The 26,259-nt window shown below is 39.7% G+C and carries 28 protein-coding genes; all 28 read left to right on the top strand.

Annotated features, from left to right (window positions below):
* The first annotated feature begins 19 nt into the window (after positions 1 to 19).
* Positions 20 to 661 (top strand): fructose-6-phosphate aldolase, encoded by a 642-nt coding sequence (gene fsa / locus ACE38V_RS05445; protein ID WP_375840193.1) that lies wholly within the window; start codon positions 20 to 22, stop codon positions 659 to 661.
* A gap of 603 nt (positions 662 to 1,264) precedes the next feature.
* Positions 1,265 to 2,551 (top strand): UDP-N-acetylglucosamine 1-carboxyvinyltransferase, encoded by a 1,287-nt coding sequence (locus ACE38V_RS05440; RefSeq protein ID WP_375840192.1) that lies wholly within the window; start codon positions 1,265 to 1,267, stop codon positions 2,549 to 2,551.
* Positions 2,552 to 2,633: 82 nt separating this feature from the next.
* Positions 2,634 to 3,596, top strand: coding sequence for a class II fructose-bisphosphatase (gene glpX, locus ACE38V_RS05435; RefSeq protein WP_375840191.1), 963 nt, complete (start codon positions 2,634 to 2,636; stop codon positions 3,594 to 3,596).
* A gap of 361 nt (positions 3,597 to 3,957) precedes the next feature.
* A complete protein-coding gene (rho, locus tag ACE38V_RS05430) occupies positions 3,958 to 5,223 on the top strand; it encodes a transcription termination factor Rho (RefSeq protein ID WP_375840190.1) in 1,266 nt (421 codons plus the stop codon).
* A gap of 158 nt (positions 5,224 to 5,381) precedes the next feature.
* Positions 5,382 to 5,582, top strand: a complete 201-nt coding sequence (rpmE, locus tag ACE38V_RS05425; RefSeq protein ID WP_375840189.1) for a 50S ribosomal protein L31 — start codon at positions 5,382 to 5,384, stop codon at positions 5,580 to 5,582.
* 154 nt (positions 5,583 to 5,736) lie between these two features.
* A complete protein-coding gene (locus tag ACE38V_RS05420) occupies positions 5,737 to 6,354 on the top strand; it encodes a thymidine kinase (protein ID WP_375840188.1) in 618 nt (205 codons plus the stop codon).
* Positions 6,355 to 6,510: 156 nt separating this feature from the next.
* Positions 6,511 to 6,951: a putative periplasmic lipoprotein gene (locus ACE38V_RS05415; RefSeq protein WP_375840187.1), complete on the top strand. Its 441-nt coding sequence runs from the start codon at positions 6,511 to 6,513 to the stop codon at positions 6,949 to 6,951.
* A gap of 259 nt (positions 6,952 to 7,210) precedes the next feature.
* Positions 7,211 to 8,284, top strand: coding sequence for a peptide chain release factor 1 (gene prfA / locus ACE38V_RS05410; protein ID WP_375840186.1), 1,074 nt, complete (start codon positions 7,211 to 7,213; stop codon positions 8,282 to 8,284).
* Entirely contained in the window at positions 8,277 to 9,158 is an 882-nt protein-coding gene (gene prmC, locus ACE38V_RS05405; protein WP_375840185.1) for a peptide chain release factor N(5)-glutamine methyltransferase, read from the top strand. The genes prfA and prmC overlap by 8 nt, the downstream gene beginning before the upstream one ends.
* A gap of 743 nt (positions 9,159 to 9,901) precedes the next feature.
* The gene (spoIIR, locus tag ACE38V_RS05400) at positions 9,902 to 10,666 is read left to right on the top strand and encodes a stage II sporulation protein R (RefSeq protein WP_375840441.1); all 765 of its coding nucleotides are present in this window, start codon (positions 9,902 to 9,904) and stop codon (positions 10,664 to 10,666) included.
* A gap of 149 nt (positions 10,667 to 10,815) precedes the next feature.
* The gene (locus ACE38V_RS05395) at positions 10,816 to 11,259 is read left to right on the top strand and encodes a GNAT family N-acetyltransferase (protein ID WP_375840184.1); all 444 of its coding nucleotides are present in this window, start codon (positions 10,816 to 10,818) and stop codon (positions 11,257 to 11,259) included.
* Between the two features lie 189 nt (positions 11,260 to 11,448).
* Entirely contained in the window at positions 11,449 to 12,504 is a 1,056-nt protein-coding gene (locus ACE38V_RS05390; RefSeq protein WP_375840183.1) for an L-threonylcarbamoyladenylate synthase, read from the top strand.
* A gap of 113 nt (positions 12,505 to 12,617) precedes the next feature.
* Positions 12,618 to 13,175, top strand: coding sequence for a manganese efflux pump MntP (locus ACE38V_RS05385; RefSeq protein WP_375840182.1), 558 nt, complete (start codon positions 12,618 to 12,620; stop codon positions 13,173 to 13,175).
* A 266-nt stretch (positions 13,176 to 13,441) separates the two neighbouring features.
* Positions 13,442 to 13,888, top strand: coding sequence for a low molecular weight protein arginine phosphatase (locus ACE38V_RS05380; RefSeq protein WP_375840181.1), 447 nt, complete (start codon positions 13,442 to 13,444; stop codon positions 13,886 to 13,888).
* Between the two features lie 20 nt (positions 13,889 to 13,908).
* Positions 13,909 to 15,204: a methyl-accepting chemotaxis protein gene (locus ACE38V_RS05375; RefSeq protein WP_375840180.1), complete on the top strand. Its 1,296-nt coding sequence runs from the start codon at positions 13,909 to 13,911 to the stop codon at positions 15,202 to 15,204.
* Between the two features lie 124 nt (positions 15,205 to 15,328).
* Positions 15,329 to 15,772, top strand: a complete 444-nt coding sequence (gene rpiB, locus ACE38V_RS05370) for a ribose 5-phosphate isomerase B (protein WP_375840179.1) — start codon at positions 15,329 to 15,331, stop codon at positions 15,770 to 15,772.
* A 34-nt stretch (positions 15,773 to 15,806) separates the two neighbouring features.
* Positions 15,807 to 16,382 (top strand): TIGR01440 family protein, encoded by a 576-nt coding sequence (locus ACE38V_RS05365; RefSeq protein ID WP_375840178.1) that lies wholly within the window; start codon positions 15,807 to 15,809, stop codon positions 16,380 to 16,382.
* Between the two features lie 270 nt (positions 16,383 to 16,652).
* Complete coding sequence (gene glyA / locus ACE38V_RS05360) at positions 16,653 to 17,894, top strand: serine hydroxymethyltransferase (RefSeq protein WP_375840177.1); 1,242 nt, start codon at positions 16,653 to 16,655, stop codon at positions 17,892 to 17,894.
* 711 nt (positions 17,895 to 18,605) lie between these two features.
* Complete coding sequence (gene upp / locus ACE38V_RS05355) at positions 18,606 to 19,235, top strand: uracil phosphoribosyltransferase (protein WP_375840176.1); 630 nt, start codon at positions 18,606 to 18,608, stop codon at positions 19,233 to 19,235.
* Between the two features lie 20 nt (positions 19,236 to 19,255).
* Entirely contained in the window at positions 19,256 to 20,398 is a 1,143-nt protein-coding gene (gene wecB, locus ACE38V_RS05350) for a non-hydrolyzing UDP-N-acetylglucosamine 2-epimerase (protein ID WP_375840175.1), read from the top strand.
* 457 nt (positions 20,399 to 20,855) lie between these two features.
* Positions 20,856 to 21,077 carry an AtpZ/AtpI family protein gene (locus ACE38V_RS05345; RefSeq protein WP_375840440.1) on the top strand — a complete coding sequence of 74 codons (222 nt, stop codon included), beginning with the start codon at positions 20,856 to 20,858 and terminating at the stop codon, positions 21,075 to 21,077.
* Between the two features lie 3 nt (positions 21,078 to 21,080).
* Complete coding sequence (locus ACE38V_RS05340; RefSeq protein WP_375840174.1) at positions 21,081 to 21,455, top strand: ATP synthase subunit I; 375 nt, start codon at positions 21,081 to 21,083, stop codon at positions 21,453 to 21,455.
* A 20-nt stretch (positions 21,456 to 21,475) separates the two neighbouring features.
* Positions 21,476 to 22,189, top strand: coding sequence for a F0F1 ATP synthase subunit A (gene atpB / locus ACE38V_RS05335; RefSeq protein ID WP_375840439.1), 714 nt, complete (start codon positions 21,476 to 21,478; stop codon positions 22,187 to 22,189).
* Between the two features lie 69 nt (positions 22,190 to 22,258).
* Positions 22,259 to 22,471, top strand: coding sequence for a F0F1 ATP synthase subunit C (gene atpE, locus ACE38V_RS05330; RefSeq protein ID WP_375840173.1), 213 nt, complete (start codon positions 22,259 to 22,261; stop codon positions 22,469 to 22,471).
* A 161-nt stretch (positions 22,472 to 22,632) separates the two neighbouring features.
* A complete protein-coding gene (gene atpF, locus ACE38V_RS05325) occupies positions 22,633 to 23,163 on the top strand; it encodes a F0F1 ATP synthase subunit B (RefSeq protein WP_375840172.1) in 531 nt (176 codons plus the stop codon).
* Entirely contained in the window at positions 23,160 to 23,696 is a 537-nt protein-coding gene (locus tag ACE38V_RS05320) for a F0F1 ATP synthase subunit delta (protein ID WP_375840171.1), read from the top strand. The genes atpF and ACE38V_RS05320 overlap by 4 nt, the downstream gene beginning before the upstream one ends.
* A gap of 24 nt (positions 23,697 to 23,720) precedes the next feature.
* Positions 23,721 to 25,229 carry a F0F1 ATP synthase subunit alpha gene (gene atpA / locus ACE38V_RS05315; RefSeq protein ID WP_375840170.1) on the top strand — a complete coding sequence of 503 codons (1,509 nt, stop codon included), beginning with the start codon at positions 23,721 to 23,723 and terminating at the stop codon, positions 25,227 to 25,229.
* A gap of 139 nt (positions 25,230 to 25,368) precedes the next feature.
* Entirely contained in the window at positions 25,369 to 26,235 is an 867-nt protein-coding gene (gene atpG / locus ACE38V_RS05310; RefSeq protein WP_375840169.1) for an ATP synthase F1 subunit gamma, read from the top strand.
* Positions 26,236 to 26,259 lie beyond the last annotated feature (24 nt).

The following is a 26,259-nucleotide window of genomic DNA, read 5'->3' as shown; positions in this document are numbered from 1 at the left end:
AATGGGGGAGAGATAGAAGATGAAGTTTTTTATAGACACTGCTAATATGGATGAAATAAAAGAGGCATATGCCCTTGGAATTATTTCAGGAGTCACAACGAATCCGTCATTAGTCGCAAAGGAAAAAAATGTTTCCTTTCATGATCGCCTTAAGGAAATTACTGATCTCGTGCCTGGATCCGTCAGCGCAGAAGTAATTGCACTGGATGCAGAGGGGATGATTAAAGAAGGTCGTGAGCTCGCTAGTATTGCTCCGAACATAACAGTTAAGGTTCCAATGACTCCAGAAGGTCTAAAAGCGGTCAATGTCCTTTCAAAAGAGGGCATTAAAACAAATGTAACTCTCATTTTTAGTGCGAACCAAGCCTTGCTTGCTGCAAGAGCAGGTGCCACCTATGTTTCTCCATTTTTGGGAAGACTTGATGACATCGGGCAAAATGGCTTAGACTTAATATCTACCATTGCTGATATTTTTACCATTCATGATATTAAATCTGAAATTATTGCAGCATCTATCCGTCATCCTCAGCATGTAACGGAAGCTGCACTTAGAGGCGCTCATATTGCGACGATTCCATATAAAGTCATCCTTCAATTATTTAAGCATCCTTTAACAGACAAAGGGATTGAAGCCTTTTTAGCAGATTGGAGCAAGCGCTAATCAGAAATAGCAAGATTGACTATTGATATGAGCTTAAGTTCATATAAAAGATTAACCCGAATTTTCGGGATCCATTCGTTTCATTGAGAAGAAGTTTCTCCAAATTTGCCCTCACCTTCGAAAAAGGTGAGGGACCTTTTCTTATCCATCAAATGCACCACTTATAATCAAACTCCTAATTGCTTTATTCATCCTTCAAATATTTTTCTTTTTATTTATTTGAAAATAAAGAATGTTTTGATTTATACACTTTATTGAATCTTTTTTGAATATCCACACATGAAGTAGATATTTTCGTGTAAACTAAAGGGTAGGATAATAGTGTCGGAAAATTCTTGGTGTGTCTCATAAATGCTTATTTATAATCTATTATTTTGTAATCCTTTTCAAATAGTACATAGCTTTTGCATTCTGATGATTATCTTCAGACAAGTTTGGAGAAATATGATAATGAGAGTGCTATTATGAAGGGTGAAAGGACATTTGCGATAACTATCATTATGATTAGTAACGATAGCCTCTTGGATTTAGAGGGAGTATTGTGTTTTCGTTTTACGTATAGAAAAGTTCATGGACTATTATTGACGTAGAAGGGAGTCTAACATGGAAAAGCTAATGATCGCAGGGGGTTACCCTTTAAAAGGAACAGTTCGGATTAGTGGAGCTAAAAATAGTGCTGTTGCACTAATTCCTGCAACCATTCTTGCAGATTCCCCTGTCACAATTGAGGGTTTACCAGATATTTCTGATGTTCATATTTTAAAATCGTTGCTAGAAGAAATTGGGGGAGTCGTAGAGTTTCGTGAAAATGATATTACAATTAACCCTTCTTCAATGGTTTCAATGCCACTCCCAAATGGAAGTGTTAAAAAGCTTCGTGCCTCCTACTATTTAATGGGGGCGATGCTTGGCCGCTTTAAAAAGGCAGTTATTGGGCTTCCAGGTGGCTGTCACTTAGGACCAAGACCTATTGACCAGCATATTAAAGGCTTTGAAGCCTTAGGGGCAAAGGTTACCAATGAACAGGGAGCTATTTATTTACGAGCAGAAGAGTTAAGTGGAGCAAGAATTTATTTAGATGTTGTGAGTGTGGGGGCCACGATCAATATCATGCTTGCGGCTGTTCGAGCAAAAGGTAGAACCATCATTGAAAATGCTGCAAAAGAGCCTGAAATCATCGATGTAGCGACATTATTAACGAATATGGGGGCGAAAATTAAAGGTGCTGGAACAGATGTCATCCGAATTGACGGAGTGGAACATTTACACGGCTGCAGACATACGATCATTCCTGATCGTATTGAGGCTGGAACCTATTTGATTATAGGGGCAGCAGTTGGGGAAGGAATCCTTATCGACAATATTATTCCTCAGCACTTAGAATCCTTGATTGCAAAGTTGAGGGAGGCAGGTGTTCAGATAGAAACAAGTGATGATCAAGTATTTGTTGGACATACGGACAGATTAAAGGCGGTTGATATTAAGACGCTTGTCTATCCTGGATTTCCAACGGACCTGCAGCAGCCTTTTACCGCATTATTAACAAAAGCGGAAGGGACAAGCATGGTGACGGACACCATTTATGGAGCAAGATTTAAGCATATTGATGAATTAAGAAGAATGAATGCCAACATCAAGGTTGAAAGCCGTTCCGCCATTATTAATGGTCCCATTAAGCTACAAGGGGCAAAGGTAAAAGCAAGTGACTTGCGTGCGGGGGCTTCTTTAGTCATAGCAGGGTTGCTCGCAGAGGGGATTACAGAAATAACTGGGATGGAACATATTGACCGGGGATACAGTCATCTCGTAGAGAAATTAAATGGCTTAGGAGCGACGGTTTGGCGCGAAGCATTGACACCTGAAGAAATTGAACATATGAAAAACGCCTAAAGCATTTTTCCACCAGTTTGACAACATAGATTAAACATAGATGAAGAAGAGAAGTTGTTGTATAAATGGGGAGGAATTGGAAATGGAAAGAAGCTTAACAATGGAACTGATCCGTGTAACTGAAGGAGCTGCATTGGCATCAGCCCGTTGGATGGGGAGAGGAAAGAAAGACGAAGCAGATGATGCTGCCACCACAGCAATGAGAGGTGTGTTTGACACAGTCCCAATGAAAGGAACGGTTGTCATCGGAGAAGGAGAAATGGACGAAGCTCCAATGCTCTATATTGGTGAAAAGCTAGGAACGGGTTACGGACCTCGAGTCGATGTAGCAGTCGACCCATTAGAAGGAACCAACATTGTTGCATCAGGTGGCTGGAATGCATTAGCTGTTGTGGCAATCGCCGATAATGGGAATCTTCTTCATGCACCAGACATGTATATGGAAAAAATCGCTGTTGGTCCTGAAGCAGTGGGTAAAATTGATATTAATGCTTCTGTCACCGATAATTTAAAGGCGGTTGCCAAAGCGAAAAATAAGGACATAGAAGATGTGGTTGCAACGGTATTAAATCGTCCGCGTCATGACCAAATCATTGCTGAATTAAGGGAAGCCGGGGCGAGAATCAAGCTCATCAATGATGGCGACGTGGCAGGTGCCATTAATACAGCCTTTGACCATACCGGTGTGGATATCTTATTTGGAATCGGAGGCGCACCAGAAGGCGTGCTCTCAGCAGTTGCGCTAAAATGTCTTGGCGGTGAAATTCAAGGTAGACTTCTTCCGCAAAATGATGAAGAGCTAGCCCGTTGTATTAAAATGGGCTTAGATGTCAGCAAGATTCTCCTTATGGATGATTTAGTGAAGGGTGACGATGCCATTTTCGCAGCAACAGGTGTAACGGATGGAGAATTGCTTCGTGGGGTGCAATTTAAAGGCTCCTATGGTTCTACACATTCCATTGTGATGCGTGCAAAATCAGGAACCGTTCGATTTATCGATGGACGTCATAGCTTGAAAAAGAAACCAAATCTAGTTATGAAATAATTTATGATCAAGAGGTTAGCTAAAGAAGATTGATTTCTTTAGCTAACCTTGAAAGAATAAAATAGACAAAAAATTGTGACATTCTCCCTAATTATTTCTTCCCTTACTGGTTTTTCCTATTTTATTAAAAAAATGTATTGATTATTTTCCTTTCAAAAGGGTAAAATAAGATTGTTTTTTATTATTTTAAGATTGTGTGCATGAACATGCATTTTTTCATCTATTTTCCATCTGTTTTTCTTCTTTTACTTCAAGAAACCTCCGTTTAGGATTTTTTTCCTTTTCGACCATAATTTTTTAGAAGAATGTCAATTAAATAGGTATGGTGGAAATGCTTAATACTATAAAGAGTGGTGCCAAAATGGAATTAACAATTTCAGGATTAGAAAATTTAAAATTGAAGGAGCTTTATGAGCTTGCCAAGACTTATAAGGTTTCTTACTACAGCAAACTGACAAAAAAAGAGCTGATTTTTGCGATCTTAAAGGCTCGAGCTGAACAAGAGGGTTTCTTCTTCATGGAAGGCGTGCTAGAAATTATCCAGTCGGAGGGATTCGGATTTTTAAGACCGATTAATTACTCTCCAAGTTCTGAGGATATTTATATTTCAGCATCGCAAATTCGCCGTTTTGACTTACGTAACGGTGATAAGGTTTCAGGAAAAGTAAGACCCCCAAAAGAAAATGAACGATATTATGGATTATTACATGTCGAGGCTGTCAATGGGGACGACCCAGAATCAGCAAAAGAAAGGGTTCACTTTCCAGCCCTAACACCTCTTTACCCCGATCGTCAAATGAAGCTTGAAACAACACCCAAACATATTTCAACAAGAATCATGGATTTAATTGCACCTGTTGGATTTGGACAACGTGGTTTGATTGTGGCTCCTCCTAAAGCAGGGAAAACGATGCTTTTAAAGGAAATAGCCAATGCCATTACAACCAATCATCCAGAAGCTGAATTAATTGTCCTTCTTATTGATGAACGTCCAGAAGAAGTAACGGATATTGAACGCTCCGTAGCAGGCGATGTCGTTAGCTCAACCTTTGATGAAGTCCCAGAAAATCATATTAAAGTAGCTGAGCTTGTTCTAGAAAGAGCGATGCGCCTTGTCGAACACAAGCGGGATGTTATTATCTTAATGGATAGTATTACTCGTCTTGCACGGGCCTACAACCTGGTTATTCCTCCAAGTGGTCGTACATTATCTGGTGGGATTGACCCGGCAGCCTTCCACCGACCAAAGCGCTTCTTTGGGGCAGCCCGTAATATCGAAGAGGGCGGTAGCTTAACGATATTAGCAACAGCACTTGTTGATACGGGTTCAAGAATGGATGATGTTATTTATGAAGAATTTAAAGGTACCGGGAATATGGAGCTCCATTTAGATCGCTCTCTAGCGGAAAGAAGAATCTTCCCAGCGATTGATATTCGCCGTTCTGGAACACGTAAAGAAGAGCTCCTTCTTCCAAAAGATCATTTGGATAAATTATGGGCGATTCGTAAATCCATGTCTGATTCACCTGAGTTTGTTGAAAAATTCTTGCGTAAATTAAAGCAAACGAAATCGAATGAAGAATTCTTCGCGCAATTAGGGGAAGAAATGAGGGCCAAAAGATCGTAAGGAAGTAGTGGTCGTTTTCGGGAGCAATTCCCATATTGCAAAATGATATAGTCCTTGCTATAATAGTCACAGTATGTTTTTGAAATATTTTACGGGTATCCTATCCGTAACCATATAACTCTGTTTCGAATGATTCAGGGCGGAAGGAGATGAAAAGAATGAAAGCAGGAATTCATCCAAACTATAAAAAAGTAATGGTGAGATGTGCTTGTGGTAATGAGTTTGAAACTGGTTCTGTAAAAGAAGAGTTAAAAGTAGAAACTTGTTCTGCTTGTCATCCATTCTATACGGGTCGTCAAAAATTCGCTGAAGCTGGCGGACGTGTTGACCGATTCAATAAAAAATACGGTCTTAAGTAATTTGAAAATAACAAAGACAGGCAAGAAGCACCATGACTTGCCTGTTTTTTATTGGTAACAAGAGCTTATTACATAATGATTTCTAGCATTTTTGGAGAAATAATGTAGTAAACTCATGAGCTAGTAAAGAAATGTGAGGAAGGAGAGGCCGTACATGTATGTAATGAATCATCACGGCTGGGTTGAAGTAATCTGCGGCAGTATGTTTTCCGGCAAATCAGAGGAATTGATTCGACGGGTACGCAGAGCACAATTTGCGAAGCAGAAAATTGTCGTTTTCAAACCGAAAATCGATAATCGTTATAGTGAGGACTCTGTTGTGTCACACAATGGGACTTCTTTTATAGCAATCCCTATTTCCCGTTCAACGGAGATTTTTCAACACATTGATTCAGATATAGATGTCGTTGCTATTGATGAAGTTCAATTCTTTGATCCGGAGATTGTGAAAGTGATTCAGCATTTAGCTGATAGTGGACATCGAGTCATTGCAGCTGGTCTTGACCAGGATTTTCGTGGCGAACCATTTGAGCAAATGCCTGCAATTATGGCGATTGCTGAACTAGTAACCAAGCTTCAAGCGGTATGCGCAGTTTGCGGTTCACCATCAAGCCGAACACAACGATTAATAAATGGGCAGCCTGCTTCCTATGATGATCCCATTATTCTTGTCGGTGCCTCAGAAAGCTATGAACCTCGGTGTAGACATCATCATGTCGTACTGAAGTCTCCAAATGTAATGGAGAACTCTACTGCCTCAAAAAGGGCATAATCGTTTTTAAAACGTTTTATATAGATTCTTTGAGAAATAAGCTGACTTTGGTTGGCTTATTTTTTTGTTCCGCAAAAATCTTTTGCTAATTGGAAATAAATCATTTACACGTTTCCAATGAAAATGGGGAATCCTTCTAAGTAGGAGGTGTTAGCTTTGAAAAAAGGATCTGTCTTCATCCTTTTTCTTATTCTACTCGCAGGATGTAATCAAAATGTAGATGGCCTTTATGAGCAGGATGAGGATCAACATGCAAGAGCGTTTGTTAATAATAATCAATCACTCGATTCCGGTACTGGAGGAACGGGTGTTACCATGTCTGATCAAAATCCAAACCTAGTTCCAGTCGATAAGGAGCGGAGTCAAAGAAATCAAAAATCTGATGTCGATCAGGCAAGAAAGGCCATTTTAACCACGAAAGAATTTAAACCGGGCTCTGTTTGGATTAATGCAGGTGAAATGACTGTTACAGCCTATAAAAATGGTTATCTGACGAATTCCGAAGAAAGAGCGGCGGAAAGAAGGCTTCATCATGTGCTTGTCCATGCGCTCCCACGTTATGATATTAATGTACATGTAGAAGGAACAGAAAAATAACATGTCCTAAGTGGGACGTGTTATTTTTTTGAATCATGTGAGGGGAATATCAATGGTAGATGGATTTATCAAGAGGAATGTCCAATTTGAACGTAGCGGATTATAGATAGCTTTGACGTGCACACTCCCCTATAATATAATTAGAATGTTATGGATCTGAACGGGAAATAAATTTTTATATAAAAGAAGGTATCATGGGATTTTCCAATGATGGATCTTAAAATATAGGAAAGAAATTGAAAAAATAGAGGTGGATATTGTGTTTGATCGTCTACAAGCTGTGGAAGATCGCTATGAGAGATTGAATGAGCTCTTAAGTGATCCAGATATTGTCAATGATCCGAAGAAACTGCGCGAATATTCAAAAGAGCAGTCCGGAATACAGGAAACGGTAGAAACCTATCGTGAATATAAGGAAGTACGGGACCAATTACATGACGCAAAGGCTATGCTTGAGGAAAAGTTAGATGCTGAGATGCGTGATATGGTAAAAGAGGAAATTTCGGAACTTGAGGGAAGAATTGAAGAACTACAAGCTCGATTAAGAATATTGCTCATTCCGAAGGACCCAAATGATGATAAAAACGTTATTATGGAAATCCGTGGGGCAGCTGGTGGAGATGAAGCCGCCCTATTCGCTGGCGATTTGTTCCGTATGTACAGCCGTTATGCGGAAAGCCAAGGCTGGAAAATTGAAATCATTGATTCAAATACAACTGGGGTTGGCGGTTATAAGGAAATTATTTTTATGATTAATGGCGATTCAGCTTATTCTAAATTGAAATTTGAAAATGGGGCTCACCGCGTTCAGCGTGTTCCTGAAACGGAATCAGGCGGTCGCATCCATACATCCACGGCAACCGTTGCCGTTTTACCAGAAGCAGAAGAGGTAGAAGTTGAGATTCATGATAAGGATGTTCGGGTTGATACATTTGCGTCTAGCGGTCCAGGAGGACAAAGTGTTAATACGACTATGTCTGCCGTGCGCTTAACGCATTTACCAACAGGGATCGTCGTATCTTGCCAAGATGAGAAATCACAAATTAAGAATAAAGAAAAAGCCATGAAGGTTTTACGTGCCCGTGTCTATAATAAATTCCAACAGGAAGCTCAAGCTGAATATGATCAGCAACGGAAGTCAGCTGTTGGTACCGGTGATCGTTCTGAACGGATTCGTACGTACAATTTCCCGCAAAACCGCGTAACGGATCATCGCATCGGCTTAACGATTCAAAAACTTGATCAAATTCTTCAAGGAAAGCTCGAGGAAATTATTGAAGCTTTAATTATGGAAGAGCAATCCCAGAAGTTAGAAAATGCATCCAATGAGTAAAAAAGTGTACGAAGCCCTGAGTTGGGCTTCTTCTTTTTTAAAGGAGAATCATCGCGATGAGAATGCGGGAGAAATATTATTGCGATATTTTTTAAATCGGAGTCGAGCCCAGCTTTTTTCTGAACTGCGCGAAGAAGTTCCCTCTGATAGATGGGAGCTATTTGAACAGGCCGTGTTCGCTCATGTAGCAGGGAAACCTATTCAATATATTATGGGGCAGGAAGAGTTTTATGGCCGTGTTTTTTATGTCAATGAAGAGGTGCTCATTCCAAGACCTGAAACAGAGGAACTTGTCTATGGAGCTTTACAGCGTATCGTTCGCCTGTTTGCTGATAGTCAGTCGGTTAAGGTACTCGATGTGGGCACAGGAAGTGGAGCGATTGCGATTTCGTTGAAATTGGAAAATCCGAATCTTGTGGTGACAGCTTCTGATATTGCTGAGAAATCTTTATTGGTGGCGCAAAAAAATGCTGCGGACCTTGGGGCGCAAATTGAATTTGTTCATGGTGATTTATTGCAGCCGTTTATTTCTGCAAAGGAAAAATTTGATGTGATGATTTCCAATCCGCCGTATATACCAACAGGGGATATGGAAGACATGTCCGAAGTTGTGGTCGGACATGAACCTCATCGAGCGCTATTTGCCGGGGAAGATGGACTGGATTTATATCGACGCTTTATGGACGAGCTCCCACAAGTTCTGAATGAACAATTTATGGTTGGTTTTGAGGTAGGGGCAGGACAAAGTGAAGCTGTAAAAGAGCTCTTACAATCCGCATTTCCCCAAGCAAAAGTGGAAGTTGTTTATGATATCAATGGGAAGGATCGCATGGTATTCGCTGAATATATTGGGCAGTGTCAAACGCATGAATGATGTTTCATGCGTTTTTTGTTGTGGATTTAGGGATATATTCAGTTTCAGATGAGGGGGGTAGAAGAGTTGATGTCGAGGAATCGATATATGCTTGGAAGTTGAAAATATAAATCACGACCTTAAACGATAAAGTGAAACTTCCATCAGTAGGGGTTTTCGACGCACAGGACGTGAAGTGTGCAGACTTATGTGTTGACGTCGCGCTTTTAGTCTGCCATTCATCCCCCGCTGATGGTTAGTCACGCAAAGCCTGATTGATTTTTCTAAGGGCTGAAGCCCAAAGAAAAATCTTATTTCACTTATCACGCTCATGACGCCACATCCTGTGGCTTCGCCTGACTAGGACCTCCTGTCCGTTAAGAGTGGGATAAACCCCATCATCTTGACAATACCTTTCCAACAACAATATCCTTGCTAAATAAATAGTTCTACAATTCCGCTTATCCGCAATATCCACTAAATAACTTTACAAACAAATCCGGCATCTTCATCCATCAAGCCACTAAAACCATCACTCTGCAAGATTTCAATCTATTTTTTTATTTTACTAGTGTTTAAGAATTCGACTTATTGTCCACAATATTTCTATCAAGTAAAACGGGCAGAACGTTCTTTCAACTTAAAGAAAAAATTTGAGAACGAAACTGCCCTTGATAACAAATATTAGCGATCTCCCATACGGGGGATGGGAGTTTCATAATGGGGAAGGGTCGGTGTCTAGGTTGATCACAAGTTCAAAGCATATGGCAAAATTGTATATTTTAATTCTAGCAATCGGTACGATTCTTAGTTTATATATTCCGAAAAACGAAGTGACAGCAAAAGAGGAAGTCGTGATTCCAAAGGAAGCTATTCGGCTTCGAATATTGGCAAACAGTGATAATGAGAAGGACCAAGAATTAAAGAGACATGTGAGGGATGCGGTTAATCAGGAAATTAATCAATGGGTTGCAGAGCTGACATCAGTAGATGAGGCTCGAAAACTAATTCGTTCCCGCTTACCGGAAATACAGCATATCGCGGAAGAGGTGGTGGCTCGTGAAAAATCCAATCAAACCGTACATACGGAATTTGGGAAAGTAGAGTTTCCAACTAAACTATATGGACAATTTTTATATCCGGCGGGAGAATATGAAGCCATTCTCATTACACTTGGGGAAGGAATGGGGGCGAATTGGTGGTGCGTTCTATTTCCTCCATTATGTTTTTTAGATTTTTCCAACGGCTTAGCAGTAAAAGAGGGCAAAAAAAAAGAAGATACTCAAGAAAAATCTGAGAAGAATCAAGTAAAAAATCAACCACAATTAAAGAATCAACAAGTTGTAGTAAAACAAGATGAAACGACCAAAAAATCAAATGACAAGACGCATTCCACCAATCTAGAAGAAAAGAAGGAGAATCATCCAAAGCCATCTCAATCAAAGTCTGAACCGGTTTATACATCCGAAGATGAACAGCCAATCGAAGTAAGATTTTTTATCAAAGATCTGTGGAATAAATTATTTTAAGAAAATGATTTTTCATAGACGTAAAAATAGAATATTAACCTGGCCCACCTTTAAAGGGGGCCTTTCCTCATTCTAGTAATTTTTTTAGTTCTACTTCCACCAATCTATCATATGAATTTAATAAAAAATAAGAGAGGCTAGGTGGGAGAATGGAGATGGTGGTACGTGGTGGAAGAATTGAAGATGTGGATAAATTGAATGATTTTTTATCGGATGCTGAAGTGGGAACAGAAGGGATCGAGGAGTTCATTGAATACTTTCTGATTTTGGAGGATCAGGAAGGCAGAATTCAGGCAACATTAGGAATAGAGCCGTTCGGGGATCACGGATTGCTGCGCTCATTAGTGATGAGCCCAAGGCTAAAAGAGCATGATTTGCTCATTATGATTGAGCAAATTTTTCGGCTTGCCAAAGAAAGAAATTTATCCTCTGTTTACTTAGCAACCAATAAAACAAAATCACTAGATTTCTTTTCCATCATGGGTTTTCAAAAAGAAGAACGAGAACAGCTTCCAAGGGAGTTGTTGCAATCCAAACATGTCGAGCACATCCTTTCTGTGGATAACTCCGTTTTTATGAGGCTTTTATTATGAAACTGTGGATATTTAGCTAAAGTTATCCACGAAATCATCATATTTATACACAAAATGTGGATAAGACTTGAGTTATCCTCTTTCTTCTTTTATACTTTCATACGTATAAAGGAAGTTAAGTGTTTGAAATCGACGTGATGACGGAGTTTTTCACGGAATTCAAATCCTTATATTTAAAGGTGGATAAAAATGAAAACAACGATATGGACAGTGGATAAAAATGTGGATAAACAAGAGGGTTATCAACAAATTGCACAGGCTGCACATTTTTTAAAAGAAAATGAAGTCATTGCCTTTCCAACTGAAACGGTATACGGTCTTGGAGGCAATGCCAAAAGTGATGTGGCCGTTGCGAAAATATTTGCAGCGAAGGGAAGACCGAGTGATAATCCGCTCATTATGCATATTGCCGATAAAAATCAGTTAAAGGATATCGTGGAAGAAATCCCGGAGAAGGCTCATCTTTTAATCGATCAATTCTGGCCTGGCCCGTTAACCATTATTTTTCGAAAAAAGGAAGGGGTTCTGTCAGAAAAAGCAACGGCTGGATTACCGACAGTGGCTGTACGGATGCCAGACCATCCCATTGCTCTTGCGCTTATAGCCGAATCCGGTCTACCAATTGCGGCACCAAGTGCGAACCGTTCGGGAAAACCAAGTCCAACAACAGCGAATCACGTATTTGAGGATTTAGATGGACGGATCCCTGGGATTGTTGACGGTGGAAGTACAGGTGTTGGCGTTGAATCTACGGTGGTTGATTGTACGGAAGAAATTCCTACAATCTTAAGGCCAGGTGGGATTACAAAGGAACAGCTCGAGGCAGTAGTGGGTGAAGTTAGAGTGGATCCTGCTTTAGCTGATGAAAATCAAGCACCAAAGGCTCCTGGAATGAAATATAAACATTATGCTCCGAATGCCCCACTTTATCTTGTTAATGGAACTCAATCCTTTATCCAAAAGCTTGTGGATGAAAAGCAAAAGCAAGGCCAAGTCGTGGGAGTTTTAACAACGGAAGAGCATCAAGGAGATTACCGAGCAGATTATATTTTTGCTTGTGGAAGAAGAAGCGACCTGAAAACCGTGGCGAATTTCTTATATAAAGTATTAAGAAGCTTTAATCGATCTTCTGTTGATGTAATTTATAGTGAGATGTTCCCAACCGAAGGGGTTGGACAAGCCATCATGAATCGTCTTATGAAAGCAGCGGGCGGTAAAATAATAGAAGAAACTAGTGAAAAATAGGTTTTTCCATCGAAAACGATTACATTATTTTAGCTAAAAAAGTAAATTGTCTTATTCTAAACCCTTTTGGACGTGCATATCTTGAAATAGCAAGTCCCGAGGGGGGGAATGGAATGTCTACAATCGTTGGTGAAATCGTTACACTTGTTTTGATGGCATTTGCTTTAAGTATGGATGCATTTTCGATCGGGCTAGGAATGGGAATGTATCAAATGCGGCTAAGGCAAATTTTTAAAATAGGATTGACGATCGGTATCTTTCATGTGTGGATGCCACTATTAGGGATTATGGCTGGTAAGCTTTTATCTGAGAGGTTAGGAACGATTGCAGGCTTCTTGGGAGGAGGCCTTTTAATCTTATTGGGGATCCAAATGCTGTGGTCCAGTATGAAAAATAGTGAGAAGGCGCTCATTACACCCACGGGTATTGGGTTATTTATCTTTGCAATTGGTGCCAGTCTTGATAGTTTTTCTGTGGGTCTTACATTAGGAATATACGGTGCGAAAACCATTATCGCACTTGTGTGCTTTGGAATAGGGGCAACGATTCTCACATGGTTGGGTTTGTTGATTGGGCGAAGAGTTCAAGGTCTGCTTGGTACATATAGTGAAGCGCTAGGCGGAGGAATTTTGCTCGCGTTTGGTGTTAAACTTCTCTTATCTTTTACTTAAATCATCTAAAAAGGGCTATTCTTTACATAAAGATGGTCTTTTTTGTTATATGGAATAAATTGCTTGAGAATTATAAAAAATTAATGAAAGCCTCTTCATTATCATGGTGAAGTAGGATATTCTTATTAAGATAGAGAAAAAATACAAATCATAGGACTTTTATCACAAATTAAGAGATATTAGTTATCGGAATTTTTAAGAATCTTCCACAAAATGCTATTGACAGTATTATTTTAATATTATAATGGAATTAAGGAGGAGTAGGAATGACTCATATTCTATTCGTTTGTACAGGTAATACCTGCCGTAGTCCGATGGCAGAAGCTATATTAAAAAATAAAGCCATTCCTAATATCGAGGTGAGGTCGGCGGGAGTATTTGCCATGGATGGTGGCGGAGCCTCCGAGCATACGCAAGCGGTCCTCATTGAGAACCAAATTAAACATGATCATCGTTCATCGATGTTATCGATTGAAAATGTGGAGTGGGCAACCTACGTTTTAACTATGACCCGTGGCCATAAAAGTACGGTTATTCAAATGTTTCCGGAAGCGGCAAAGAAAACGTTTACGATTACAGAGTTTATAGGGGAATCTAGTAATCAGGATATAACTGATCCGTTTGGCGGAACAATTGAACATTATCGACATACATACAAGCAGCTTAATGAAAAAATAGAGAAAATAATCGAGCGAATACAAAAAGAGAAATAAGCAGTAGGGAGAGAAGAGAGATGGAGGAAAAACAAAAATTAAAATTTGGATTGCGTAAAAAGCTAGTTTTATTCACAACCATTTTGGCCTTGATTACGTATTCCACAAGTGCCTTTTTTATCTATGTGCTTTACCCAATTGCTAAGGATTATATCAATATAGGAGAAGGTCTTTTTACGATTATTACCCTTAGCCTTGGTATTATTTGGTCTGGGATATTAGCCTTTTTCTTTGCGGGGGTCATTATCAGACCATTGCAGAAGGTTGAAAAAGTTGCTCTTAAGGCAGCGCACGGAGATATTCGGGAGGATGTGGAATTATCTCGAACAGATGATGAAATTCGCTCATTAGGTGTTGCTTTTAACCATATGCTTTTTTCTTTACGGGATATGGTTCAAAAAATCGATGAAAACTTTCAAGAGACCAATGAAAAGGTTATTGCCATCTCTCAAGAAGCTTCTGCTGCTGCAGAGCAAGCGTCCTCTATCTCTAGAACGATTGGTGAAATTTCACATGGAGCAGATAACTCAGCCATCTCGATTCAAAATACAGCAGAGGCTGTGGAAGATGTGATTCGAATTGCGGAAGAAGTACAAGAAAAAGCTAGGGCATCAGAACTGGTATCAAAGGATATGGTTCAAGAGCTAGAGCAATCAAAAAAGGTTGTTCATTCTTTAATTTCAGGAATTGAACGTTTAGCAACTGATAATCAACATTCCCTACAATCTGTAAAAAAATTAGAGAAAAATGCCGAGCAGGTTGGGGAAATTATTCAGCTCGTTGGAGATATTGCGGCTCAAACGAATCTATTAGCATTAAATGCTTCGATTGAAGCAGCCCGTGCAGGGGAACACGGGAAAGGCTTTGCCGTGGTTGCGGAAGAGGTTCGTGTGCTAGCCGATGAAAGTGCGAAGGCCGTGCAAGGGATTTCTGAATTAGTCCAAAATATTCAACATGAAGTCATTAATGTCGTCAATCAGATTTCTCAGCAGGTCCAAATTGCTAATAGCGAAGTGAAAAAAGGAACGGAAACGAAGGAAGTCATTGAAAATATGACCAATACCATTAATGAAATGGCAGAAGCGATTTCAACGATTACCAAATTAGTCGATCAACAAATGATTGATATCAAACATACATCCACACAGTCTCAGGAAGTGGCAGCCATTGCAGAAGAAACCTCTGCAGGAGCACAAGAAGTGACCAATGCTACCGAACAACAGACGATAGTTATGCAAAATGTTGAGCAACTGGGAACAGAGTTAAAACATCAAGCGGAAAAATTAAAGGAAACGATTACGCAGTTTAAGTTGTAAGTGGTTTTGTCAGGGTTATGCCGATGGTAACAGAAGTTCTTTATATTTAGAAGTGAATGTGTCAAAATAAAATAATGAAGGTACAATCAACGACAAATATCAGAGCAGGTATGGAGGAAGAAGAATGAAAATAGCAATCGCATCTGATCATGGCGGCGTGAATATTCGCGAAGAAATTAAAAAACTATTAGACGAAATGGGATTACAATACGAAGATTTCGGCTGCAATTGCAGCACCTCTGTGGATTATCCGGATTATGCCTTACCGGTTGCCGAAAGAGTAGCCAATGGGGAATTTGATCGTGGTATTCTGATTTGTGGGACAGGGATTGGCATGAGCATTGCAGCCAACAAAGTAAAAGGAATTCGTTGTGCGCTTGTTCATGATACTTTTAGTGCAAAAGCAACCCGTCAGCATAATGATAGTAATATTTTATCGATGGGAGAACGTGTTATCGGCCCTGGACTTGCACGTGAAATCGCTCAAGTTTGGCTAACAACAGAATTCGAAGGTGGACGTCATCAAAACCGCATTGATAAAATTACACAAATTGAAGAAAAATATTAAGAACATTCGCTTGTCATAGAAGGAGGAAATTCAATTGCCTGATTCCATCGAACAATGGGAGAAGCAATTGCATGCCATTTTGCAAGATTTCCAAAAGCAAGCTAATTTAACAAGTAAACATTTGTTTGTGATTGGGTGTAGTACAAGCGAAGTAATTGGCAAGAAAATCGGCACGGCAGGCTCAACTGAGGTTGCGGCCATGATTTTCCGTCAGTTGAAGAGCTTTCAAGATATCACAGGTGTGCAATTAGCCTTTCAGTGCTGTGAACATTTAAATCGTGCGTTAGTTGTAGAAAGGAATGTTGCTGAAGCAAAGGGATACGAAGAAGTGACGGTTGTTCCTGTGCGCCATGCAGGTGGTTCAATGGCAACATATGCCTTTCATTATTTCGAGGATCCGGTTGTTGTGGAAAGGATTCAAGCGGATGCCGGAATCGATATTGGAGATACTTTAATTGGAATGCATCTGAAAATGGTTGCTGTTCCGATTCGTGTTATGGAGAAAGAGATTGGAGAAGCTCATGTCACTTTAGCCAAATGTCGACCTAAGCTAATCGGAGGAGAAAGAGCCGTTTATGAGCGAAATTCCTTCAATCAATCATGCAGCTAAAAATCGTGTGGGGTGCCGATGAAGCGTCCGGATAATAAGTGTAAAAAAAGCATTTTTTTGAAATCGCCAGGCCCGATGCGGAGTGTGATTCATTTTCAACATCTGTATGAGGGTTTGGCTTTTTTGATTGAAAAGGAGATTTTTTATGAGATACTTTTGTAATTTTCATTCTATTCAATCAGAAAACATGCTAGAATAGGTATGAATTTTTGTAAGCGTGAGCGAGAGAATGTATATATAAAAAAGGGCTCAGATAAAGGGAGGATTTAAATGAAGCATTTATCACAGCAGGATCAACAGGTATTTAAAGCAATTCAAGATGAATTAGGAAGACAAAGGGCAAAAATTGAATTAATCGCCTCTGAAAACTTTGTTAGCGAAGCGGTCATGGAAGCACAAGGCTCTGTTTTAACGAATAAGTATGCAGAAGGTTATCCAGGAAGACGTTATTATGGTGGCTGTGAATATGTCGATGTTGTCGAGGACTTAGCTCGCGAACGCGCGAAGGAAATTTTCGGGGCGGAATATGTTAATGTTCAACCACATTCTGGTGCGCAAGCCAACATGGCTGTTTATTTCACTATTTTAGAGCAAGGAGATACCGTGTTAGGGATGAATCTTTCCCACGGTGGTCACTTAACTCATGGAAGTCCGGTTAACTTTAGCGGAATTCAATACAAATTTGTTGAGTACGGAGTAGATCCAGAAACTCATCGCATTAATTATGATGATGTTTTGGCAAAAGCGCGTGAGCATCAACCAAAATTAATCGTTGCTGGTGCTAGTGCATATCCACGTCAAATTGACTTCAAGCGTTTCAGAGAAATTGCGGATGAAGTGGGAGCATATTTAATGGTCGATATGGCTCATATTGCCGGACTAGTTGCCGCTGGTTTACATCCAAATCCAGTTTTATATGCGGATTTCGTTACGACCACAACACATAAAACATTACGTGGTCCACGTGGTGGAATGATTCTATGTAAGGAAGAGTTCGGCAAAAAAATTGACAAATCCATCTTCCCTGGAATTCAAGGCGGACCATTAATGCATGTCATTGCCGCAAAGGCCGTTGCATTTGGCGAAGCATTGCAGGACAGCTTTAAGGAATATGCGCAAAATATTATCGATAATGCAAAGCGTTTAGCTGAAAGCTTGAAGAAGGAAGGAATTGATCTTGTTTCAGGCGGAACAGATAATCATCTCTTGCTTCTTGATATGAGATCATTAGGCCTAACAGGAAAAGTAGCAGAAAAGGTTTTGGATGAGGTCGGTATCACCGTGAATAAAAACACGATTCCTTTTGATCCGGAAAGTCCATTTGTAACAAGCGGTATTCGTGTGGGAACAGCTGCTGTAACTTCTCGTGGATTTGGTTTAGCGGAAATGGATGAAATTGCTTCTATTATAGCCTTCACCTTGAAAAACCATGAAAATGAAGAAAAATTGAAGGAAGCAGCACAAAGAGTATCCGATTTGACGAGCCGGTTTGTGTTATATCCAGAAAAATAATCGACTTGATCCTGAGTTTTAGGTAATCGTTTGAGGTAATTGGAGCCCTCTATTAAATATGTACTTGGTGTCAGAATTCTTATTTTGGATACAATAGAAAACGAATGTTTCTCTATGTATCGATTAAGAACTCTGACACTTTTTTTGTATTTTCAAACGAATTTATTTGAATCTCACGGTGAGGGGTTATGATTTGGACTCGGGAGGCGTTGTGATTCGTCTAAACGGTCCAAGAGTGCCTTTGATTTGGACACGAAAGGCTAGAAATTCATCCGAGCAGTCCGAAAGAGCCCGTGTTTCGGACTCAGAAGGCTAGAAATTTGTTTAAGTAGTCTCAAAGAGCCATCTTATTGGACACGAAAGGCTGGAAATTCATCCAAGCAGTCCAAAAGAGGCATCTTATTGGACACAAAAGGCAAAAAATTCGCCCAAGCAGTCCAAAAGAGTTTTTGATTCAGTCACAAATGTCTTTCAATGCATCCAGAGCTGTCAGAATAAGCCTCTAAATAATTTATTTCAAGAACAAAAAGGACATTAAGAACCAGAATATTAAAATTAAGTGAAAATATTGAACGTGATGGAGAAGAGTCTCAATTTGTTGATATAATGTAGGCAAATCTGTCTTGCTCAAGGGACTATTTTTCTGTAAAATTAAACGCAGTGTGAAAAATATCTACATAAGGTTTGTTTATTAATAAAGGAGGAATAAGAATGGCTAAAGTATACGTTTTTGATCACCCACTCATTCAGCATAAGCTTACATACATCCGTCAGAAGGACACAGGAACAAAGGATTTTCGTGAATTGGTTGATGAAGTGGCAACCTTGATGGCATTTGAAATTACTCGTGATATGCCTCTTGAAGAAATCGAAATTGAAACTCCTGTGAGCACAACAAAATCAAAGGTATTATCTGGAAAGAAAATTGGCCTTATTCCGATTTTGCGTGCCGGAATTGGAATGGTTGATGGCATTTTAAAATTAATTCCAGCAGCGAAAGTGGGTCATATTGGTTTATATCGTGATCCAAAAACGTTAAAGCCAGTGGAATACTACGTGAAACTTCCTAGTGATGTTGAAGAAAGGGATTTCATCGTTGTAGATCCAATGCTTGCAACAGGCGGGTCTGCGATTGAAGCCATCACTTCTTTAAAAACTCGTGGTGCAAAGCATATTAAATTTATGTGTTTAATCGCGGCACCTGAAGGAGTAGAAGCCGTGCAACAGGCACATCCGGATGTCGACATCTTCATTGCGGCACTTGATGAAAAATTGAATGAAAAAGGCTATATTGTTCCTGGTTTAGGAGATGCAGGCGACCGTTTATTCGGAACAAAATAATTTTCTAAGAAGGTATTGGGATGAAACAACCGATTAAGGTTATGACGATTTTTGGAACAAGACCGGAAGCGATTAAGATGGCTCCGCTTGTTCTTGAACTGCAAAAAAATCCAGAGTATTTCACACCAATCGTAACAGTAACTGCACAACATCGCCAAATGCTTGATCAGGTTTTACACATATTCGGCATTACACCAGACTACGATTTGAACATCATGAAGGATCGGCAAACATTAATTGATATCACAACCCGTGGTCTTGAAGGTTTAGATGAAGTGATGAAAAAAGTAATGCCTGATATCGTTCTCGTCCATGGAGACACGACGACGACCTTTATTGCCAGCCTTGCAGCATTTTATAATCAGATTCCGGTTGGACATGTGGAAGCAGGCCTCAGAACGTGGAATAAGTATTCTCCATATCCGGAGGAAATGAATCGACAATTAACGGGTGTCTTATCCGACTTACACTTTGCACCAACACAGAAATCTGCCCATAATCTCATGGCTGAAAATAAAGACAAGCTGCAAATCTTTATTACCGGAAATACAGCGATCGATGCTTTAAAAACGACCGTACGTAAGGAATACCAGCATGAGGTTCTCGACCGACTTGGTGATGATCGATTGATCCTCCTTACGGCCCATCGCAGAGAAAACCTCGGTGATCCGATGCGAAACATTTTTCGGGCCGTGAAGCGAATTGTTGAGGAACAACCTGATATTCAAGTGGTTTATCCAGTACACTTAAATCCAGTAGTAAGAGAAATCGCTGCAGAGATTCTCAAGGATGATCCAAGGATTCATTTGATTGAACCGCTTGATGTTATCGATTTTCATAATTTTGCTTCAAGAGCATATCTGATTTTGACAGATTCCGGTGGAGTCCAGGAAGAGGCGCCATCTCTTGGAGTACCGGTTCTTGTTCTTCGCGATACGACAGAAAGACCTGAGGGAATAGACGCAGGCACTTTAAAGCTGGTCGGGACGGATGAAGAGACAATTTATCAGGTAGCTACCCAATTATTAATCAATCAAGCTGCTCATGATGAGATGAGTCAAGCGACAAATCCATATGGTGATGGACATTCGTCGAAACGAATTTGCCAAGCGATCCGTTACTATTTTCAGCAAATTTCAGACCGACCTGATGAATATCAATGAAACAGACCCAGTTTTGGGTCTGTTTTTTTACAACAATTCCAAGAAATGAATAGAATTGTCAATCTCGACAAAATATAGTTAACAAAGTTAACAAAAAAGTTCCTTGACAATCATAAAATACTGAAAAATATTTGCGAAAAATGACGAAAAGGAAGATAATATCTAAATATAAGGTTGGTGAGGAAATAGGGAAATATTTCAATTAGTGGGGGTTACTGGATTAACATAACTTTCAATAAGGAAACCAATAATATTATGGATATTTTGTGAACAAAAAAAGTTTACAAACTAGTCTGTAAACTTTTTGGGGGTAAACGCATTGACATTGACAACTACCTATTGTATGCTTACAAAGGATATCGGTGATAGGGTTTTCAATCTTGATTCTACTAGATTTTCCACTTTTTTTTGCTGGAAAATAGTTCTCCCACTCTCTATTGGAGAGGATGCGTTTTTAATGAATAACAAGAATCGCCACCCGTTCCAAGCGATGGCATTAATGTCTGCGATATTATCCCAATTAGTAGGTTCCATTCTCATTGGTATCTTCCTAGGAAGATGGTTAGATGGATTGATAGGGACTGAACCTCTTTTTCTTATTATTGGTTTACTACTTGGATTAGCTACAGGTATCTATGCAATGCTTCGCTTAATTCGACATTTCTTTTCAGGAGAATAAATCATGCCAGAACTACATGCCATGTATATACGGGAGCGCAAATACATATTATTCCTATTGTCTTTCTATGTTTTAGGCTGGGGATTTACGTCGTATAAAACCATTTTTTTGGGGCTTATTTTGGGTACAAGCTTAAGCCTTTTTAATTTGTGGTCAATGGCTAGTAGAGTGCAAAAATTCGGCGATGCTGTCGTACAAGGGAAAAAAGCGCGATCTCTTGGAATGTTTTTGAGAATGTTTGCAGCTGTACTTGGAGTAGCCATCGCATTGAAGTTTCCTGAATACTTTCATCTTATAAGCGTGATTTTGGGATTAATGACGACTTATGTGGTCATTATGATAGATTTGTTTTTTCAGACTTTTCAGAAACGTAAATAGCGGGAAGAGAGGTGAATATTGTGAATCATGAGGCTCCGTTAGTTGAATTTTTGGGACTTACCTTTAACTTAGCAAATGTGCTAATGATAACAGTTGCTAGTGCGATAGTGTTCATTATTGCAGTTATTTCAACTCGAAAGCTAGCTTTAAAACCTACCGGAATGCAAAACTTCTTTGAGTGGGTCATGGATTTTGTGAAGAATCTTATTAATAGTGCAATGGATTGGAAGGATGGGGGTCGATTCCACGTATTAGGAATTACTCTGATCATGTATATTTTTGTCTCAAACATGCTGGGGCTTCCGTTCTCAGTTGTGATTGATGGCAAATTATGGTGGAAATCACCAACAGCTGATCCAGTTGTTACTTTAACATTAGCAGTTATGATTGTTGGGCTTTCCCATTATTATGGTGTGAAGCTAAAAGGGACAAAGGAATATGGAAAAGGCTTTTTCAGCCCAATGGCTTTTTTATTCCCGTTAAAAATTATTGAAGAGTTTGCAAACACATTAACACTAGGTTTGCGGCTTTACGGTAATATTTACGCAGGTGAGCTGCTTCTTTCGCTTTTAGCAGGAAGTCTTGCCAAAATTAGCATTTTAGGTTTTATAGCTGCCATTCCATTAACATTAGTATGGCAAGGTTTTTCAATTTTTGTTGGTAGTATCCAAGCATTTATCTTTACTATGTTAACAATGGTTTATCTGTCTCACAAAGTGAGTCATGACCATTAATAATAAACCTGTTCAAACTTTGAACAAAAAATATATCTTAATTTATACATTTGAAGGAGGAACTTTATAATGGGTCTTGTAGCAGCAGCAATTGCAATCGGGTTAGCAGCAGTAGGTGCCGGTATTGGTAATGGTTTAATCGTAGGTCGTACAGTTGAAGGTATCGCTCGCCAACCAGAAGCTCGTGGTATGCTTCAAACTACAATGTTTATCGGGGTTGCGTTAGTTGAAGCGTTACCGATTATCGGGGTAGTTATTGCGTTCATGGTTCTTGGACGCTAATTTATCAATAAAAGTTCAAATGGCGAAGGTCTTTCATAAAAACTTCGCCATTCCTTTATGCCTATTATTTCAAAATAACAATATTGTTTTAACAGAATACAAACGTTTTTAATCATTGTTGTTTTCGTAAGTGAACGACTCTTGAAGGGAGTGAATCGTAAATGTTAACAAGCAGTTTAGTTTTAGGTGCAGCTGAACAGGCTACTCATGGGGTTAATTTTGGAGATATCATTTTCCAATTAGCAATGTTCCTAATCTTGTTAGCATTGCTTAAAAAGTTTGCGTGGGGTCCATTAATGGGCATTATGAAACAACGCGAAGAGCATATCGCTAATGAAATTAATGAGGCTGAACAAAGCCGCTTAGAAGTGAAAAAGCTCCTTGATGAGCAACAAAGCATTCTTAAAGAAGCTCGTCTTGAAGCCCAAAATCTAATTGAAAACGCGAAGAAGCAAGGGGATGTCCAACGTGATGAAATTATTGTGTTAGCACGAACTGAAGCTGAACGCGTGAAGGAATCTGCGAAGCTTGAAATTGAGCAGCAGAAGGAAAAAGCCGTTGCCGCTATTCGCGATCAAGTGGCTTCTCTATCTGTATTGATTGCTTCTAAAGTAATTGAAAAAGAATTATCAGTGGAAGATCAAGAAAAACTTATTAATGAATATATTCAAGAGGCAGGAGAAGAGCGATGATGGGCTCAACTGTAGCAAGACGCTATGCGCTCGCTCTTTTCCAAATCGCGAAAGAACATCAGATTCTGGATCAATTGGAAGAAGAACTGCGTGTAGTGCAAGAAGCCGTTAGAAATAATGAGGATTTACAAGCAGTTTTGAAATCTCCCAAGCTTACGAAAGAAAAGAAGAAAGAGATTCTAGCAACTGCGTTTGCTAATGTTAATCCTTATGTATTAAATACATTAAAGTTATTAATCGATCGACATCGCGAAAATATGATTGCCGATGTCGCTTACGATTTTCTTGAACTAACAAATGAAGAAAAAGGGATTGCGGATGCCAAAGTTTATTCCGTTCGTCCTTTAACGAATGAGGAGAAAGAAGCATTTTCTTCCTCATATGCAGCAAAAGTTGGAAAAAAATCTCTTCGTATCAAGAATATTGTGGATACTGACTTGCTAGGCGGAATCAAGATTCGTATCGGCAACCGTATTTTAGATGGAAGCCTTAAAGGAAAACTTGATCGTCTGCAACGTCAATTGCTAGGCTAAGATTGGAAGATAGGGGTGAAACTCATGAGCATCAATGCTGAGGAAATTAGCGCGCTGATAAAAAAGCAAATTGAAAACTATCAGTCTGAAATTCAAGTGAGTGATGTAGGTACGGTTATCTCTATTGGTGACGGTATCGCTCGTGCTCATGGCCTCGACAATGTCATGGCTGGAGAACTTGTTGAATTTTCAAACGGCGTTATGGGTATGGCGCAAAACCTTGAAGAAAATAACGTCGGTATTATTATTTTAGGACCTTTCACTGAAATTCGTGAGGGTGATGAGGTTCGTCGTACTGGTCGTATCATGGAGGTTCCTGTTGGGGAAGAATTAATCGGACGTGTTGTTAACTCATTAGGACAACCAGTTGATGGAATGGGACCAATTAATACAACAAAAACTCGTCCAATTGAAAGTAATGCTCCTGGTGTAATGGATCGTAAATCCGTACACGAGCCACTTCAAACTGGTATCAAAGCGGTTGACGCCCTTGTACCAATCGGACGTGGACAACGTGAGTTAATTATTGGGGACCGTCAAACAGGTAAGACATCTGTTGCGATCGATACCATCATTAACCAAAAGAACGAAAACATGATTTGTATCTATGTAGCGATTGGACAAAAAGAATCTACCGTTCGTGGAGTTGTCGAAACTTTACGTAAAAATGGCGCATTAGATTATACAATCGTTGTAACAGCATCTGCATCACAACCAGCTCCATTGCTATTCTTAGCTCCATATGCTGGGGTATCAATGGCTGAAGAATTTATGCATAACGGAAAACACGTGTTAGTCGTATATGATGACTTAACAAAACAAGCATCTGCTTATCGTGAACTTTCCTTATTATTACGTCGTCCTCCAGGTCGTGAAGCATATCCAGGGGATGTATTCTACTTGCATTCACGTTTATTAGAACGTGCAGCTAAATTAAGTGACGCGAAAGGCGCTGGTTCAATCACAGCTCTACCTTTCATTGAAACACAAGCTGGTGACGTTTCAGCTTATATTCCAACAAACGTTATCTCTATTACAGATGGTCAGATTTTCTTACAATCCGATCTATTCTTCTCAGGTGTACGTCCGGCGATCAACGCAGGTCTTTCTGTATCTCGTGTAGGTGGATCCGCACAAATCAAGGCGATGAAAAAGGTTGCTGGTACACTGCGTGTGGACTTAGCGTCTTACCGTGAGTTAGAAGCATTTGCACAGTTCGGATCTGACTTAGATAAAGCAACACTTGCAAAACTTGCTCGTGGGGCACGTACTGTAGAAGTATTAAAACAAGATCTTAACAAACCATTAAAAGTTGAAGAGCAAGTGGCTATTCTTTACGCCCTTACTCGTGGATTCCTAGATGATATTCCTGTTCAAGATATTCGTCGTTTCGAAGCGGAATACCTTGCATGGTTAAGTCATAACCGCAAAGAATTGTTAGACACTATTGTCGCAACAAAGGATCTTCCTGCTGATGAAGATTTTGCCGCTGCGATTAATGAATTTAAAAAGTCTTTCGCAGTTTCTGAGTAATAAGGATCTGACATTAGGAGTTTAATGGGTTTCGTTTTTAGCCCCTCTCACTTTTTCCTCAAGACTTTCTTGGGAGTCATAAAAAGGATGGGGCTAGACCTTGAACTGGACAATTCTTTGGTAAGGGTGGTGAGAACCTATGGCATCATTACGTGATTTGAAAAATAAAATTGCTTCAACGAAGAATATGAGTAAAATTACTAAAGCCATGCAAATGGTTTCGGCTTCCAACTTTAACCGTGCAGAGGTAAATGCGAAAGCTTTTGTCCCTTACATGGAAAAAGTTCAGGAAGTAACCGCAGCTGTTGCAGCCGGAAGTAAGGGTGTGAAACATCCCATGCTTGTTGCCCGTCCAATTAAAAAGACAGCTTATGTTGTCATTACTGGAGAACGTGGCTTGGCCGGGGCTTTTAATAGTAATGTTTTACGTCTTGTGTTACAAAGAATTCAAAAACGCCATAAATCAAAAGATGAATATGTCATCATTGCACTTGGAAGAATGGGTCGGGACTTTTTTGTGAAACGTAATATGAACGTAATTCTTGATGTAACGGGGATTGCTGACCAGCCTGTATTTGAGGACATTAAAGCAACGGTAAATCAAACGATTCACATGTTCGCTGATGGGGCTTTTGATGAATTGTATATGTATTACAATCATTTTGTCAGTGCGATCCAGCAAGAAGTAACGGAGAAAAAAGTATTGCCACTCACTGATTCCGATGTATCATCTTCATCAAAACCGGTCGCTACATATGAATTTGAGCCGTCACCGGAGGAAATCCTTGATGTGCTTTTACCACAATATGCAGAAGGTTTGATATATGGTGCACTTTTAGATAGTAAGGCTAGTGAGCATGCTGCGCGTATGACTGCAATGAGTAATGCAACTGACAACGCAACTGAGCTTATTGGTAACTATAGCTTAATGTATAACCGCGCTCGTCAGGCTGCAATCACGCAAGAAATCACTGAAATTGTTGGTGGAGCTGCAGCGTTAGAATAAATTCTTTTGTCAAAATGCAAATTC

Origin of the sequence: Cytobacillus sp. Hz8 (genome assembly GCF_042263505.1) — a bacterium.
Taxonomy (GTDB): Bacteria; Bacillota; Bacilli; order Bacillales; family Cytobacillaceae; genus Bacillus_BE.
Note: the sequence above shows the minus strand (reverse complement) of the source record. Positions and strands in the feature narration are given on the sequence as shown.

What these genes read in the sequence shown, in the direction of transcription:
- fsa (WP_375840193.1), top strand. Translation starts at nt 20, where the DNA reads ATGAAGTTTTTTATAGACACTGCTAATATGGATGAAATAAAAGAGGCA.
- ACE38V_RS05440 (WP_375840192.1), top strand. Translation starts at nt 1,265, where the DNA reads ATGGAAAAGCTAATGATCGCAGGGGGTTACCCTTTAAAAGGAACAGTT.
- glpX (WP_375840191.1), top strand. Translation starts at nt 2,634, where the DNA reads ATGGAAAGAAGCTTAACAATGGAACTGATCCGTGTAACTGAAGGAGCT.
- rho (WP_375840190.1), top strand. Translation starts at nt 3,958, where the DNA reads ATGGAATTAACAATTTCAGGATTAGAAAATTTAAAATTGAAGGAGCTT.
- rpmE (WP_375840189.1), top strand. Translation starts at nt 5,382, where the DNA reads ATGAAAGCAGGAATTCATCCAAACTATAAAAAAGTAATGGTGAGATGT.
- ACE38V_RS05420 (WP_375840188.1), top strand. Translation starts at nt 5,737, where the DNA reads ATGTATGTAATGAATCATCACGGCTGGGTTGAAGTAATCTGCGGCAGT.
- prmC (WP_375840185.1), top strand. Translation starts at nt 8,277, where the DNA reads ATGAGTAAAAAAGTGTACGAAGCCCTGAGTTGGGCTTCTTCTTTTTTA.
- spoIIR (WP_375840441.1), top strand. Translation starts at nt 9,902, where the DNA reads ATGGCAAAATTGTATATTTTAATTCTAGCAATCGGTACGATTCTTAGT.
- ACE38V_RS05395 (WP_375840184.1), top strand. Translation starts at nt 10,816, where the DNA reads ATGGAGATGGTGGTACGTGGTGGAAGAATTGAAGATGTGGATAAATTG.
- ACE38V_RS05390 (WP_375840183.1), top strand. Translation starts at nt 11,449, where the DNA reads ATGAAAACAACGATATGGACAGTGGATAAAAATGTGGATAAACAAGAG.
- ACE38V_RS05385 (WP_375840182.1), top strand. Translation starts at nt 12,618, where the DNA reads ATGTCTACAATCGTTGGTGAAATCGTTACACTTGTTTTGATGGCATTT.
- ACE38V_RS05380 (WP_375840181.1), top strand. Translation starts at nt 13,442, where the DNA reads ATGACTCATATTCTATTCGTTTGTACAGGTAATACCTGCCGTAGTCCG.
- ACE38V_RS05375 (WP_375840180.1), top strand. Translation starts at nt 13,909, where the DNA reads ATGGAGGAAAAACAAAAATTAAAATTTGGATTGCGTAAAAAGCTAGTT.
- rpiB (WP_375840179.1), top strand. Translation starts at nt 15,329, where the DNA reads ATGAAAATAGCAATCGCATCTGATCATGGCGGCGTGAATATTCGCGAA.
- glyA (WP_375840177.1), top strand. Translation starts at nt 16,653, where the DNA reads ATGAAGCATTTATCACAGCAGGATCAACAGGTATTTAAAGCAATTCAA.
- upp (WP_375840176.1), top strand. Translation starts at nt 18,606, where the DNA reads ATGGCTAAAGTATACGTTTTTGATCACCCACTCATTCAGCATAAGCTT.
- wecB (WP_375840175.1), top strand. Translation starts at nt 19,256, where the DNA reads ATGAAACAACCGATTAAGGTTATGACGATTTTTGGAACAAGACCGGAA.
- ACE38V_RS05345 (WP_375840440.1), top strand. Translation starts at nt 20,856, where the DNA reads ATGAATAACAAGAATCGCCACCCGTTCCAAGCGATGGCATTAATGTCT.
- ACE38V_RS05340 (WP_375840174.1), top strand. Translation starts at nt 21,081, where the DNA reads ATGCCAGAACTACATGCCATGTATATACGGGAGCGCAAATACATATTA.
- atpE (WP_375840173.1), top strand. Translation starts at nt 22,259, where the DNA reads ATGGGTCTTGTAGCAGCAGCAATTGCAATCGGGTTAGCAGCAGTAGGT.
- atpF (WP_375840172.1), top strand. Translation starts at nt 22,633, where the DNA reads ATGTTAACAAGCAGTTTAGTTTTAGGTGCAGCTGAACAGGCTACTCAT.
- ACE38V_RS05320 (WP_375840171.1), top strand. Translation starts at nt 23,160, where the DNA reads ATGATGGGCTCAACTGTAGCAAGACGCTATGCGCTCGCTCTTTTCCAA.
- atpA (WP_375840170.1), top strand. Translation starts at nt 23,721, where the DNA reads ATGAGCATCAATGCTGAGGAAATTAGCGCGCTGATAAAAAAGCAAATT.
- atpG (WP_375840169.1), top strand. Translation starts at nt 25,369, where the DNA reads ATGGCATCATTACGTGATTTGAAAAATAAAATTGCTTCAACGAAGAAT.